Source organism: Lysobacter humi (ex Lee et al. 2017) (assembly GCF_054781815.1).
Genome location: NZ_BAAGTR010000009.1, coordinates 614,227 through 627,837 on the forward strand (window position 1 = coordinate 614,227; position 13,611 = coordinate 627,837).

15 protein-coding genes are annotated in these 13,611 nt (G+C 69.7%); 6 read left to right on the forward strand and 9 right to left on the reverse strand.

Features of this window, described 5'->3' with window-relative positions; genetic code table 11:
* Nucleotides 1–8 precede the first annotated feature (8 nt).
* Entirely contained in the window at nt 9–1,562 is a 1,554-nt protein-coding gene (locus tag ACYVJJ_RS09760) for a fumarate hydratase (RefSeq protein ID WP_460833107.1), read from the forward strand.
* Between the two features lie 12 nt (nt 1,563–1,574).
* Here ACYVJJ_RS09760 and ACYVJJ_RS09765 read toward each other — a convergent pair whose 3' ends face one another.
* From ACYVJJ_RS09765 to ACYVJJ_RS09795, 7 genes are all read right to left on the reverse strand, one after another.
* A complete protein-coding gene (locus tag ACYVJJ_RS09765) occupies nt 1,575–2,531 on the reverse strand; it encodes a patatin-like phospholipase family protein (protein ID WP_460833109.1) in 957 nt (318 codons plus the stop codon).
* Between the two features lie 54 nt (nt 2,532–2,585).
* Complete coding sequence (locus ACYVJJ_RS09770; RefSeq protein WP_460833110.1) at nt 2,586–3,896, reverse strand: mechanosensitive ion channel domain-containing protein; 1,311 nt, start codon at nt 3,894–3,896, stop codon at nt 2,586–2,588.
* A 9-nt stretch (nt 3,897–3,905) separates the two neighbouring features.
* Nucleotides 3,906–5,171, reverse strand: a complete 1,266-nt coding sequence (locus tag ACYVJJ_RS09775; protein ID WP_460833112.1) for a phospholipase D-like domain-containing protein — start codon at nt 5,169–5,171, stop codon at nt 3,906–3,908.
* A gap of 88 nt (nt 5,172–5,259) precedes the next feature.
* The gene (locus ACYVJJ_RS09780; RefSeq protein ID WP_460833113.1) at nt 5,260–5,766 is read right to left on the reverse strand and encodes a DUF456 domain-containing protein; all 507 of its coding nucleotides are present in this window, start codon (nt 5,764–5,766) and stop codon (nt 5,260–5,262) included.
* A gap of 102 nt (nt 5,767–5,868) precedes the next feature.
* Nucleotides 5,869–6,969, reverse strand: coding sequence for a M35 family metalloendopeptidase (locus ACYVJJ_RS09785; protein ID WP_460833115.1), 1,101 nt, complete (start codon nt 6,967–6,969; stop codon nt 5,869–5,871).
* 166 nt (nt 6,970–7,135) lie between these two features.
* Entirely contained in the window at nt 7,136–7,603 is a 468-nt protein-coding gene (locus ACYVJJ_RS09790; RefSeq protein ID WP_460833116.1) for a glycine zipper 2TM domain-containing protein, read from the reverse strand.
* Nucleotides 7,604–7,740: 137 nt separating this feature from the next.
* Nucleotides 7,741–8,187, reverse strand: coding sequence for a hypothetical protein (locus ACYVJJ_RS09795; protein WP_460833118.1), 447 nt, complete (start codon nt 8,185–8,187; stop codon nt 7,741–7,743).
* Nucleotides 8,188–8,263: 76 nt separating this feature from the next.
* On the opposite strand from ACYVJJ_RS09795, the gene ACYVJJ_RS09800 reads away from it, so the two are divergent.
* The gene (locus tag ACYVJJ_RS09800; protein WP_460833120.1) at nt 8,264–9,061 is read left to right on the forward strand and encodes a tRNA threonylcarbamoyladenosine dehydratase; all 798 of its coding nucleotides are present in this window, start codon (nt 8,264–8,266) and stop codon (nt 9,059–9,061) included.
* Here the strand turns inward: ACYVJJ_RS09800 and ACYVJJ_RS09805 are convergent.
* Entirely contained in the window at nt 9,048–9,830 is a 783-nt protein-coding gene (locus tag ACYVJJ_RS09805) for a TatD family hydrolase (RefSeq protein WP_460833122.1), read from the reverse strand. The two genes, ACYVJJ_RS09800 and ACYVJJ_RS09805, sit on opposite strands and share 14 nt — an antisense overlap.
* Entirely contained in the window at nt 9,827–10,030 is a 204-nt protein-coding gene (locus ACYVJJ_RS09810) for a DUF6116 family protein (RefSeq protein ID WP_460833124.1), read from the reverse strand. Before ACYVJJ_RS09810 ends, ACYVJJ_RS09805 begins: the two co-directional genes overlap by 4 nt.
* Before the next feature lie 162 nt (nt 10,031–10,192).
* Between ACYVJJ_RS09810 and ACYVJJ_RS09815 the strand changes: the two genes are divergently transcribed.
* The 4 genes from ACYVJJ_RS09815 (at nt 10,193) to ACYVJJ_RS09830 (ending at nt 13,599) form a co-directional block, all read left to right on the forward strand.
* Nucleotides 10,193–11,047 carry a glycine zipper 2TM domain-containing protein gene (locus ACYVJJ_RS09815; RefSeq protein ID WP_460833126.1) on the forward strand — a complete coding sequence of 285 codons (855 nt, stop codon included), beginning with the start codon at nt 10,193–10,195 and terminating at the stop codon, nt 11,045–11,047.
* A 128-nt stretch (nt 11,048–11,175) separates the two neighbouring features.
* Nucleotides 11,176–12,339, forward strand: a complete 1,164-nt coding sequence (locus tag ACYVJJ_RS09820; protein ID WP_460833128.1) for an acyl-CoA dehydrogenase family protein — start codon at nt 11,176–11,178, stop codon at nt 12,337–12,339.
* 79 nt (nt 12,340–12,418) lie between these two features.
* Nucleotides 12,419–12,961, forward strand: a complete 543-nt coding sequence (locus tag ACYVJJ_RS09825; RefSeq protein ID WP_460833130.1) for a GNAT family N-acetyltransferase — start codon at nt 12,419–12,421, stop codon at nt 12,959–12,961.
* The gene (locus tag ACYVJJ_RS09830; RefSeq protein ID WP_460833131.1) at nt 12,931–13,599 is read left to right on the forward strand and encodes a glutathione S-transferase family protein; all 669 of its coding nucleotides are present in this window, start codon (nt 12,931–12,933) and stop codon (nt 13,597–13,599) included. Before ACYVJJ_RS09825 ends, ACYVJJ_RS09830 begins: the two co-directional genes overlap by 31 nt.
* Nucleotides 13,600–13,611: the final 12 nt, after the last annotated feature.

Consider the following 13,611-nt stretch of genomic DNA (forward strand, 5'->3'; position numbering starts at 1 on the left):
GTGCCGCCGTGACCGCCCAGTCCGCTCCGTTCGCCCCGTCCGCGCCCGTCGCCATCCGCCAGGACGACCTGATCCAGTCTGTCGCCGACGCGCTGCAGTACATCAGCTATTACCACCCGGTCGACTACATCAAGGCGCTCACGGCGGCCTACGAGCGCGAGGAATCGCCCGCCGCGCGCGACGCGATGGCGCAGATCCTCATCAATTCGCGCATGTGCGCGGAGGGCCGCCGCCCGATCTGCCAGGACACGGGCATCGTCACCGTCTTCCTCGACGTCGGCATGGACGTGCGCTGGGATGGCGCCACCATGTCGGTCGAGGACATGGTCAACGAAGGCGTGCGCCGCGCCTACTCGCATCCGGACAACGTGCTGCGCGCGAGCGTACTCGCCGATCCCGCGGGCGCGCGCCGCAACACCCGCGACAACACGCCCGCGGTCATCCACGTGAAGCTCGTCCCGGGCAATACCGTGAACGTGACCGTGGCGGCGAAGGGCGGCGGCTCGGAGGCGAAGTCCAAGTTCGCCATGCTCAATCCGTCCGACTCGATCGTCGACTGGGTGCTCAAGACCGTACCCACCATGGGCGCGGGCTGGTGCCCGCCGGGCATGCTCGGCATTGGCATCGGCGGCACCGCCGAGAAGGCGATGCAGCTCGCCAAGGAAGTCCTGATGGAGCCGATCGACATCCAGGACCTCGTCGCGCGCGGCCCATCGAATCGCATCGAGGAATTGCGGCTGGAGCTGTTCGAGAAGGTCAATGCGCTCGGCATCGGCGCACAGGGCCTCGGCGGGCTCACCACCGTGCTCGACGTCAAGATCAAGGATTACCCGACGCACGCCGCGAACCTGCCGGTCGCGATCATCCCGAACTGCGCGGCCACGCGGCATACGCACTTCACGCTGGACGGCAGCGGCCCTGCGATGCTCGAGCCGCCGTCGCTCGAGGACTGGCCGAAGCTGACCTACGACGCGAGCGCGGGACGGCGGGTGAACCTCGACACGATCACGCGCGAGGACGTCGCGGGCTGGAAGCCCGGCGAGGTGCTGCTGCTCAATGGTCGCCTGCTCACCGGCCGCGACGCCGCGCACAAGCGCATCGTCGACATGCTCAACCGCGGCGAGCCGCTCCCCGTCGACCTCGCGGGCCGCTTCATCTACTACGTCGGCCCGGTCGATCCCGTGCGCGACGAGGTCGTCGGCCCCGCCGGCCCGACCACGGCGACCCGCATGGACAAGTTCACCGGGCAGGTTCTCGCGCAGACGGGCCTGCTCGGCATGGTCGGCAAGGCCGAGCGCGGGCCGGTCGCGATCGAGGCGATCCGCGAGCACCGCTCGGCCTACCTGATGGCCGTCGGCGGGGCGGCCTACCTCGTCTCGAAGGCGATCAGGGCCGCACGCGTGGTCGCCTTCGAGGACCTCGGCATGGAGGCGATCTACGAATTCACCGTGCAGGACATGCCCGTCACCGTCGCCGTCGATTCGCAGGGCACCTCGGTCCACGCGACCGGCCCGCGCGAGTGGCAGGCACGCATCGGCAAGATCCCGGTGGTCGTGGCCTGATCCGTCGATGCCTCAGAGCCGCGACGCAAGGCGCGTGAGCGTCGCGCGCGTCGCAGGCAGGGCGAGATAGCGCGCGGCGAGTAGCTCGAGCGCCTCGAGGTTGGTGTCGCTCACGTCGTCGAGGTCATCGAGGCCGACGGTGAGCGGCGCCTGCAGGCGGAAGTAGCCATCGCCCACGACGTGGCGCGCGATGTAGTCGACCGACTCGGCATTGCCGTCGAACAGAACGTCGATCATCGGGATCGCCCACTCGAGCGCGCCCCATTCGCGTGCCGACGCAAGGTCGATCGGCCGCACGCGCTCCCCGCTGCCGACGGAGGCGACGACCAGATCCTGGGTGCGATCGACGGCCGGGTCCTTGCGCAGGGCCTCGGCGATCGCGCAGGCGGTCGGGTTGTTGGCCACGATGCCGCCGTCGATGAGCGCGCAGTCAACGCCTTCGACACGCATCGGATGAGCCGGGAAGTAGGTGGGCGCTGCGCTGGTGGCGCGACAGACGTCGCGCACGCGCAACCCGGCGTGCTCGGCCTTGAAGCTCTTGAACACGACCGGCTTGCGGCTGATCGTGTCGTAGCTCGTCACCAGCGTCGGCACGCGCAGGTCACCAAGGCGCGCATCGCCGAAGACGTCGGCGAGAACCCGCTCGAGGCCGCGTCCGTCATAGCGCGGTGCGGAGGGGCCGGCGCCGAAAAGGCGCGTCGCGCGCGACCACAGCCGCCGCGCCATGCCGGGGAAGATGTCGTGGCGCCGCTGCCGGTACAGCTCGGCGAGCTCGCCGGGCGGTCGGCCCAGGGCGAGCCCGCAGGCGATCAGGCCCCCGGTCGAGCTGCCCGCCAGCAGGTCGAAGCTCGTCGGGATCTCTCGCCGGCCCGCCGCAGCGAGCGCGGCGTCGATTCCCGCGAGCCAGCGGCAGGTGACCAGGCCGCGGATGCCGCCGCCGTCGAGCGAAAGGATGCGTCGAAGCTGCATGGCCGTCCTCCGTGAAGCCCATGATGCGCGTCCCGGGTCGCAGCCTGCGCGACCCTAGATGAGGGTGTCGTCGACGTGCGCCTTGCGCTCGGCGTCCAGTTGCGCGTCGATGTCGTGGTTCACCGAAGTGTCCCCGCAGGCGGCCGGTTCGGTCGCGTTCCTCGGCGCCGTCGAGATGCCCATCCGCTCCGCGACGTCCTCCGGCAGCGGCGCCGTGAAGACGTACTGCACCGGCCGCGGCCCGTCGATGCGCGCCTTCTCGAAGGCCGATTTCACCGCGCGCACCGCCTCGCTGCGCACCTTGCCGAGATCGCTCGCGCGCTGGTTCACCCAGCCGTGGAACTTGAGCTGGATGCCGCCGCCCAGGTAGCCGTCGACGACAGACGATGGCGCGGGATCGGGCAGGACCCCGTCCACCCCCGCGATCGCCGCGAGCGCGACGCGCTGCGACTCGCCGGCCGACTCGGCGACGTCGATCACCGTGGTGAACTCGAAGCGCCGGTTGTCGTTCTGCGAGAAGTTGGTCACCACCGACTTGAAGACCAGCGCGTTCGGCACCGAGACCTGGTTGCCGTCGAAGGTCATCAGCAGGGTCGAGCGCGCCGTGAGCGCGACGACCTTGCCCTCGTACTTCTCCACGAGCACGTGGTCGCCCGGCGCGAACCCGCGGCGCAGGCTCAGCAGGATCCCGGCGACGTAGTTCTCGGCGATGTCGCGGAAGGCGAAGCCCACGGCGATGCCCACCACGCCCGCCGAGCCGAGGAGCGCGCCGACGATCGCCGTGGCCTCGAGCAGGTCCAGCGCCACCAGCAACCCGAGCAGCACGATGCCCCAGCGCAGCAGGCGCCCGACGAGCGCGTCGATGTACGGATTGCGCGCGCTGAAGCGCGAGAGGTGGATGTGCCGCGTCACCCGCCGCGCGATCCACCACGCGAGCAGGACGATCAGGCCGGCCACCAGCAGGAGCGGGAGCTTGGCGACCAGCCCGATGAGCTTGCCGTAGACCTGCCCCAGCGCGACGCGGAGACGGTCGACGAGCCCGGTGCTCAGCTGCACGCGGTTGTCGACGGCGCGCACCCCCGGCTGCTGCCGCGCGATCTGCTCGGCATGCGCGCGGTCCTCCAGCCCGGCCACTCGGCCGTCCAGGCGCACCTCGGCGGCGGTCGCGGTCACGGTGATGTCGTGCAGGTCCGGCACGGCGTGCAGCCGACGCGCGACGCTGTGCGCGAGCCGCGCGTCGGCGTCGGTCGGAACCTTCGACGCGGCGGCCGCGGGGGATGCAGGGGGCGCCACGGCGGCGCCGGAGGTCGGCGACAGGACAAGCAGGGCGGCGAGCAGCGCGCCGGCCGCGCGGGAAAAGGACACGGGTCGACCTCAGAGCTGGGACTTGATCGGGAGCAGGAACATCTCCGAAAGCCGCTCGGTCCACGGCCGCCGCTTCCACATCGCGTGGGTGTAGGGCGTCGCCGATTCCAGGTCGCGCTCGAAGACCTCGCCCATCTCCCGGGCGAAGTCGGCATGGTAGACGTTCAGACTCGCCTCGTCGTTGAGGCGGAACGAGCGGATGTCGAAGTTGGTCGACCCGACCGACACCATATAGCGGTCGACGATCAGCAGCTTCACGTGCAGCATCGTCGGCTGGTAGAGATGCACCTCGACGCCGGCTGCGAGCAATGGGCCCCACTCGCGCTTGGAGGCGATGCGCACGGTCTCGGAATCGATGTGCGGGCCCGGCAGGAGCAGGCGGACCCGCACGCCACGCTGCCGCGCGGCGAGCAGCGCCTTGACCATGAGGTCGTCCGGCACGAAATACGACGCGGCGAGGTCGATGCTCTTCGTGGCGGAGGCGATCGCGAGCAGGTACATCAGGTGCATGCTCTCGCTGCCCCCGGCGGGCGAGGCGACGAACATGTGCGCGCTCATGTCGCCAGCCTGCTCGACGTGCGGGAAATAGTCCGCGCCGTTGAGCACGGTGCCGGTGCTCTTGATCCAGTTGTCGTTGAACGCGGCCTGGACCTGCGAGACGACGGGCCCCTCCACGCGGAAGTGCATGTCGCGCCAGTGGTCCTTGTCCTGCGCGCGTCCCAGCCACTGGTCGGCGATGCCGACGCCGCCGGTGAAGCCGATCCGGCCGTCGATCACGAGCAGCTTGCGGTGCGTGCGGTTGTTGAGGCGGCCGAGGTTGTACCAGTGCAGTGGCCGGTAGCGCTCGATCTTCACCCCTGCGGTCTTCATCCGCTCGAGGAGCGCATTGTCCATCTTCATGCTGCCCGCCCAGTCGACCGTCACGTTGACGTCGACGCCCGCGCGGGCGCGCTCGGACAGCGCCTCGCTGAACTGCTCGGCGATCTGCCCCGACCAGTAGATGTAGGTCTCGAACGTGATCGTGCGCTGGGCGCCGCGAATCGCCGAAAGCATCGCCGGGAAGATCTCGTCCCCGTTGTCGAGCCGCGTGACGCGGTTGCCGGGCACGATCGACGGGCCGAGCATCACGCCCATCTCGCGGAGGAACTGGGGGTCGGTCGTCGCGTAGCGGTGCGCGACACGCCGCTCGATCTTCTTCTCGGGCGTCGCGAAGTTCATCGACAGCACGACGACGAACAGCGTGGCCAACGCCGTGAGGGCGATAGTCCAGATCATGCGGCGACGGCTCCATTCTCTGAGGCGGATCATCGCGGGCGACTTTGGTCCAAGCGGCTGGAAGCGGGCGTGAAGCGGCGCTAGCGCCTTACCACCAGAGCCATGCCGCGGTGAACAGCCCGACCATCGCGAAGGCGATGCCCAGCTTGAGGACCACCCCGAGCACGATCCCCATCCACGTGCCCGCGCCGACCTTTGCGGCCTGCGCCATGTCCTCGCCGCCGAGCCGACGACGATGCGCGAGCTCGCCGATCAGGGCCCCGATGAACGGCCCGATGAAGACGCCCACGATGCCCGCGAGCAGCCCCGCGAACGTGCCGATCATCGCGCCGAGCAGGGCGAGCCGGCTCGCGCCGACGCGCTTGGCGCCCATCGCGGTGGCGAGGAAGTCGACGCCGATCGAGAGCAGAGTGAGCACTGCGAGGATCGTGAGCGGCCAGGCACCGACGCGCTCGAAGCCGTCGGCCCATGCTGCGAGTAGCATGCCGCCGAAGACGAGGGGCAGGCCGGGCAGGGCGGGCAGGATCGTGCCCGCGATGCCGACGATGATCAGGACGACGGCGATCACGTACCAGAGGGTGCTGAGGTCGGCCACGATGCGCTCCTTCGGGAAGGCGGCCATTGTGGGCGAGCGGCCGCGATCGCCGCAAAGAAAGACCCGGCCGGAGCCGGGTCTTCGGGTCTCACCGCGACGCCTTTAGTTCTGCGACGGCGTGTTTTCCGCGAAATACTCGTGGTTGTCGGCGTTGTCCAGCGCACGCGTCGGATCGGACGCCGCGAGCGACTTCGCCGCGCTCTGGCCGTAGGCGTGGTCGTCGGTGCCCGCGACGGCATTGAAGTGGCTCATCTCATGGATGAGCGTGCCGGCCTTGGAGTCGGTGCCGGTGAGCGGAGCGTTCCAGAACGCGCGGCAGACGAAGATCTCGTAGGGCCGGGTCGGGTAGACGTAGGCGTAATAGCTCTGGTTGCAGCCGCAGTTGATCGTGATCTGGCCGCCGGTCTGGTCCATCGCCGCGTCGATGTCGACGAAGTGCTGGCGCGCGGTCGCATAGCGCGTCGAGGTGTAGGCGCCGAACCACGTGGTGTAGCGCGGGCCGGCGGTGCCGCCCGCGAGGTAGCCCTTGCTGTTCTCGGAATAGTTGCGTGCCGAGCCGATCGCGCTGCCGAGCGTGCTGATCTGCGTCGTCGAGCAGTTCTTGTACGACACGCCATTGACGATGGTGCCGCCGGTGCTCGGCTTGCGCTGCGCCTGGATCGTGCTCGCGCCGAGCTGGTCGGTGCCGTCCACCCACAGCTTCAGCGGCGCGCTGCGGGCGCTCATCGCCACGCCGTTCGGCAGCTTGAGCATTTCGCCGGTCGACAGCGAGGCATGCTGCAGCGGCGCCTTGAAGGTCACCGTGTATTCGCCGGTACGGGTGAGGTCGTAGAACGCGGACAGGTCGACCGTGGCGCGATGGGTCTGGCCTGGGCGCAGGATCACGAAGTCCGACGCCGCGGGCAGGCCGCGCTTGATCATCGCGCCCTCGTACGCCACCGGCTGGCCGTCGCGGGTGACTTCGAAGAGCTTCGCCATCAGGTAGGGCGACGGCAGCTGCCACGCCGGGACGCGCACGGTGCGGCTGCTGGTGTTGGTGAGCTCGACGTCGACCGCGCCGAGGAACGACGACGCGCCCTGCGCGGCGACCATCGAGACGCGCAGCGGGTTGTACTGCGCGGGTGGTGCGGAGGCGGTCGCGGACAGGGCGGCCGCACCGGCCGCAGTGAGTGCCGCGGCCAGGAGCGGGGGAGCGGATTTCATCGGGAGCACCTCGGGGGAAGGGTGGCGTCCATGCGGACGCCCCCGACGTTAATCCTCTGGACAGCCGGAAGCATGACGCGGCGCACAAAACGCAAAAGGCCGATGGAACCGGCCAAAAAGAGGGCGACCCCGAAGGGCCGCCCCGCGTAACGCGATTTCAGGTGCCTCAGCGGACCCAGGCGCGCCCGTTGTAGACGCGGACCATCGAGCCCTCTCGGATGCCGCCGAGGTCGTTCTGCGTCACGACTGTGGTGCGCCCATCGTTCATTCGGACGTAGACGTTGTACTGCGCACCGGCACCGGTCATGTTGCGCTGGATCGCAGCACCCGCCGCGGCGCCGGCCGCGGCGCCGGCCACGGTCGCGGTGTTCTGGCGACCCTTGCTCTCGTCGTCCGTCAGCTCACGGCCCGCGGCCGCGCCGACGAGGCCGCCGATGACGGCGCCCGTTACCCCGGTGCCGCCACCGGTGCCGGCCACCGTCTCGATCCGCGTGACCGTGCCGCAGTCGTAGCAGGCGGTGGAGCCGCCCATCGGCGGCGGGCTGCCCGCGTAACCGGACGACGTGGTGGCGCAGCCCGCGAGCGCGAGCGTCGACGCCAGTGCGGCGGCGACCATGGAAATCTTGATGTTCATTGCGACTCTCCCGTTTGCGACGGTGATGGTCCATGGCCGATGCCATGTCCAGCCGCACGCTAGGAGTGACGCGGTGAACGGTCGATCAAACGCTGCAGCCGCATTCAGCGGGCGTGCGGTCAAGCCGCGGCGACGGTTCAGTCGTGGGCGTACTGGTGACAGGCCTCGCAGGTACGGCCGACGTCCTGCACCGCCTTCTGCACGCCGGCACAGTTGAGCGGCGGCGACGTCAGCGACGCATCGAGTGCGCCACGCAGCGCGCCGGCATGCCGGGCGAACTGCGCGTCGTCGCTCATCGCGCCGAACGCGGGCTCGATGTCGTTGGCGAGCAGGCGCAAGGTTTGCAGGTGGGGCAGGGTGTCGGTGGCGTTGCAGCGGTTCTGCGTGACGTTCTGCTTCAGCGCCTTGGTATGCGCCGACATGACGTGCATGACCGCGTCCGGATAGGGGTCGCGGCGCGCTTCGATGGCACGCATCGCCGACACCGTCGCCACCGCGCCGACGACCAGCCCCAGCAGCACCATGAACAGATAGCGCGGGCCCATGCGCGGGCGGCGGGGAGCGTGCGATGCGTCGTCGGCCATGGTCGCCTCCTGTCGGTCGGGCGACGATATCACGCACCTGCACGGTGCTCGTTCGCGCCGCGCCTACAATATGCGGATGCAGACGAGCAGCCTCGAACCCGCTTGGCACGAGCGATTCGCCGGTATCGATCGCCTCTACGGCCGGGGCGCGGTCGAACGACTCGCGGGCTCCCGCGTCGCGATCGTCGGGCTCGGCGGCGTGGGCTCGTGGGTCGCCGAGGCCCTCGCGCGATCGGCGGTGGGCCACATGCGGCTGATCGATGCGGACGACATCTGTGTCTCCAACACCAACCGCCAGCTGCCCGCGATCGAAGGCCACTACGGGCATGCGAAGGTCGCTTCGATGGCCGCGCGATGCATGGCGATCAATCCGCTGATCGAGGTCGAGCCGGTGCCGGCCTTCGTGACGCCGACCAACCTCGAGGCGCATCTCGACGGCGGCTTCGACCTCGTGGTCGATGCCTGCGACAGCTTCCGCAGCAAGGTCGAGATGATCGCGTGGTGCCGGCGGCGCAAGCTGCCCCTCGTGGTCAGCGGTTCCGCAGGCGGGCGCACGGATGCGACGCTCGTGCGCGTGCGCGACCTGTCGCGCACCGAGCACGACGCGATGCTCGCGCTGGTGCGCAAGAAGCTGCGCGCCGAGTTCGGCTTTCCGCGCAATGCCGACCGCTATTTCGGCGTCCCGGCCGTCTACTCGCTCGAGAACGTCAAGTATCCCCAGGCCGACGGCAGCGTCTGCGGCGTCCGTCCGCAGGCGGACGGCGCGCTCAAGCTCGACTGCAGCGGGGGGCTGGGTGCAGCGACGCACATCACCGGCACGTTCGCCTTCGCGATGGCGGGCAAGGCGATCGAGCTGCTGCTCAAGCGGCGCTGACCGGGCTCGCAAGCCGAAAAAGACGCATCGCGTTCGCCGTCGTCGCGCGTGCCACGTCGTCCTCGGCCTCGCCGCGCAGGGCGGCAACCCTCTCCAGCACGTGCCGCAGGTGCGCGGGCTCGTTGCGCTGCCCGCGATGCGCGCTGCCGGGCTGGTCGGGCGAATCGGTCTCGAGCAGGATGGATTCGATCGGCAGCGTGGCCACCAGCCCGCGCAGCCGGTTCGCACGTTCGTAGGTGGCGGGGCCGCCGATACCCACGAGGAAGCCGTTGCGCCAGAGCACGTCGGCCTGCTCGCGGCTGCCCGGAAAGCTGTGCACCACGCCGCACAATCCGCCGACGCGCCGGATCGCGGCGATCACCGCGTCGACCGCGCGGCGTGCATGCACGATCACGGGCAGGTCGAAATCGCGCGCGATGCGGAGTTGCGCATCGAAATACGCGGCCTGCGCTATGGAATCGAGCCCTTCGACGAAGTGGTCGAGCCCGCATTCGCCGACGGCCACCGGGCGCTCGCGCTCGATCCAGGCGCGCAGTTCGACCAGGTGGGCAGGCCGGTGGTCGGCGAGGTACATCGGGTGGAGACCATAGGCGGCATGCAGGCCCGGATGCCGCGTACAGACGTCGCGGAGCTGCGGCCACGTCGCTGCGGCGATCGCCGGCACGATCTGGTGCGCGACGCCCGCGTCGCGGGCGCGCGCGACGACCGTGTCGCGGTCGGCGTCGAAGGTGTCGACGTCGATGTGGCTGTGGCTGTCGACCAGGATCATCGGCCGCCGGGGGGCAGGCCGCGCTTCTTCCAGTTGGCGAGGACCAGCGTTCCCAGGCCCAGCAGGAGTTCGTCGGCCAGCGGAATGAAGTCGGGAATCAGCAGGTCGAGTCCGAACAGCACCGCCGTGATCGCGAGCAGGGTGGGATGCCGGAGCCGGCCGGCCCAGCGCAGAAACGGAGCGAGCAGGAGTGGTGTCATCGGGGTCCTCGTGTTGCGCGGACGCTAGCACGGCTCGTGGTGCCTCGAGGACCACGGCCGCTGCCTGAACGTTTTCCTCACTCTGCTGAAGCAACTCCCGTGTCGTTCAGGTTCGCGGTGCTCGAATCGGCTCCACATTCCCGGCACCGAAACGGACCCCTCATGGATAAGAACATTCTCGCCGTCGCCCTCGGTTCCATGCTCCTCGGTGGCGTCGCCGTCGCGGCGTACAACAGCTTTTCGGGTGAGGCGGCGCCTGTCGCACGCACGCCCGCCGCGGCGCCCGCGATGGGCGCGATGCAGCTCGACACGACGGCCTCCACGCAGGCGCGCATCGCTCCGGCCGCAGCGCTGCCGGTGGCCGCAGTCGCGCCCGAGCAGCCGCGCCTCGAATATGCCGAGGTGGTCGATGTCGACACCGTCCGCACGTCGAGCCCGCGCTATGCGACGGTGATCGGCACGGAGCCCGTGCGCGAGACCAGCACGACGTCGGTGCCGCGCGAGATCTGCGAGGACGTCGTGGTGCAGGACCGCCTGCCGGAGCGCGACGGCAACGTCGGCGGCACGGTGGCCGGCGCGATCATCGGCGGCCTGGTGGGCAGCCGCATCGGTGACGGCAACGGGCAGAAGGCCGCGACGGTGGCGGGTGCCACGGCCGGCGGATTCATCGGCAACCGCATCGACCGTCGACACGTCGGCGGGCGGGTCGTCAGCCGGACCGATCGCCAGTGCCGCACGGTGACCGACACCGCGAGCAGCTCGCGCACCGTCGCCTACAACGTCACCTTCCGGAACCCCGACGGCACCATCGGTAACATGCGGACCGAGAAGCGCCCCGGCAGCCGTATCCGGATGGGCTCCGAGTCGGAAGTCGTGGGCTACGACGTGACCTACCGCTACGGCGACGAGATCCAGACGGTGCGCATGGCCGACCGGCCGGGCGCGCGGCTTCCGGTCGTCGACGGCGAGGTCGTGACGAGCGCCGCGACCGCGCGGGCCCTGGCCAGCCGCGGCTGAAGCGTAATAACGCGTTGATCGGAAAGGGCCGGGCGACCGGCCCTTTTTTCGTGCCGATGCGTCCCCGGGGTGTCGAGGCTTTGTGACGGCCATTACAATGGAGGGCTTCCGACGCCCGAGCTGCCCGCATGGCCCTGAATCCGTACGACCTCTACGACGTCCGCTCGCTGCTGTCCGAGGAAGAACGCGCGGTGCAGGACACCGTCGCGCGTTTCACCGACGAGCGCGTGATCCCGATCATCGGCGAGGCCTTCGACCAGGGCCGCTTCCCGAAGGAACTCGTCCCGGAGATCGCGGAGCTGGGCCTGCTGGGTTCGTCGCTCCCGGAGAAGTACGGCTGCGCGGGCCTCAACGGCGTCAGCTACGGGCTGATCTGCCAGGAGCTCGAGCGTGGTGACAGCGGCATCCGCAGCTTCGTCTCGGTGCAGAGCTCGCTGTGCATGTATCCGATCTACGCGTACGGCTCGGAGGAGCAGCGCATGCGCTGGCTGCCCGACATGGCCGCCGGCAAGGTCATCGGCTGCTTCGGCCTGACCGAGCCGCACGGCGGGTCGGACCCGGCCAACATGAAGACGAACGCGAAGCGCGACGGGGACGACTGGATCCTCAACGGCTCGAAGATGTGGATCACGAACGGCAACCTCGCCGACATCGCGATCGTCTGGGCACAGACCGACGACGGCATCCAGGGCTTCGTCGTCGAGAAGGGCATGGCGGGCTTCGCCGCGCAGGAGATCAAGCACAAGATGTCGCTGCGCGCGTCGGTGACCAGCGCGCTGTTCTTCGACAACGTGCGCGTGCCGGATGCGAACCGCCTGCCGAACGTGAAGGGCCTGAAGGGCCCGCTCGGCTGCCTCACGCAGGCCCGCTACGGCATCACCTGGGGCCCCATCGGCGCCGCGATCGCCTGCCTGTCGGAGGCGGTCGACTACACGAAGGAGCGCATCCTGTTCGGCCGCCCGGTGGCGGCGACGCAGAGCGCGCAGATCAAGATGGCCGACATGGCCCGCCGCATCACGCTGGCGCAGATGCTCGTGCTGCAGCTGGGCCGCCTGAAGGACGCCGGCACCATGCAGCCGACGCAGGTCTCGCTCGCGAAGTGGAACAACTGCCGCATGGCGATCGACATCGCCCGGGAATGCCGTGACCTCCTGGGCGGCGCCGGCATCACCACCGAGCATGCCGCGATCCGCCACGCGCTGAACCTCGAGTCGGTCATCACCTACGAGGGCACCGAGACGGTGCACCAGCTGGTCGTCGGCCGCGAGCTGACGGGCATCAACGCGTTCTGATCCACCGCCGCGCCGGCCGATGCCGGCGCGGTCGACGAGGAACGCCGTGGCTGGATGCCGCGGTATCGAAGGAGGCGGTATGAGCGGACCCCGCGTCGAGACCGAGCGCCTGATCCTGCGCGAGTGGCACGAGGGCGACTTCCCGCGCTATGCGGAGATGTTCGCTGCGCCGGAGACTCATCACATCGGCGGGCCGCTCACGCGGGGCGACGCCTGGCGCCGCTTCCTGCAGATGCCCGGCGCCTGGGCGATCCAGGGCTTCGCGATGTTCGCGGTGGAGGAAAGGGCCACGGGGCGCTTCGTGGGGCAGGCCGGGCCTTGGCAGCCGGACGGGTGGCCGGGCACGGAAGTCGGCTACGCCTTCCATCCCGACGGCTGGGGTCGCGGCTACTGCACCGAGGCATGCGCGGCCGCGATCGACTGGGCGTTCGAGCATCTCGGCTGGACCGAGGTCATCCACTCGATCGACCCGGCGAATACCGCCTCGCAGAACGTGGCCCGGCGTCTCGGTGCGCGTAACACGGGGCCGGGACGCTTCCCGGCGCCGCTCGACACCAAGCACATCGATGTCTGGTTGCAGACGCGCGATGAATGGCAGGCGCGCCGGGCCACGCGCGCATGATCGCGGTCCATGGCTTTTCTCCGTCCGGCAACTGCCACAAGGTCCGCCTGCTGCTGGAGCAGCTCGGGCGTGCGTACCGATGGATCGAGACGGACAGCGCGAACGGTGCGACCCGCAGCGCGGAGTACCTGGCGAAGAACCCGAACGGCAAGGTTCCGATGCTCGAGCTCGACGACGGCCGCGTGCTGGTCGAGTCGAACGCGATCCTGTTCTGGCTCGCGGAAGGGACGCCGTACCTGCCGGACGATGCCTGGCAACGCGCGCAGGCCCTGAGCTGGATGTTCTTCGAGCAGTACAGCCACGAGCCCTACGTCGCCGTCGCCCGGTTCATCTGCGGATGGACGCCGGCCAATTCGACGCGGCGTGCCGACCTCCCGCGGCTCCGCGAGCGCGCGCACGAGGCGCTGCGCGTGATGGAGCAGCACCTGGCACGCGCTGACTGGTTCACTGGTGACGGTTACGGCATCGCAGACATCGCGCTCTTCGCCTATACCCACGTCGCGCCGCACGGGGGCATTCCCCTCGACGCCTATCCCGCGATCCGGAATTGGCTGGAGCGTGTCCGCGCGACGCCGGGATTCGTGCGCATGCCCGAGCCCGACGCGCTCGCCGCCGAGCGGATCGCGCGGTCCGACTGACCACCCCTTTTT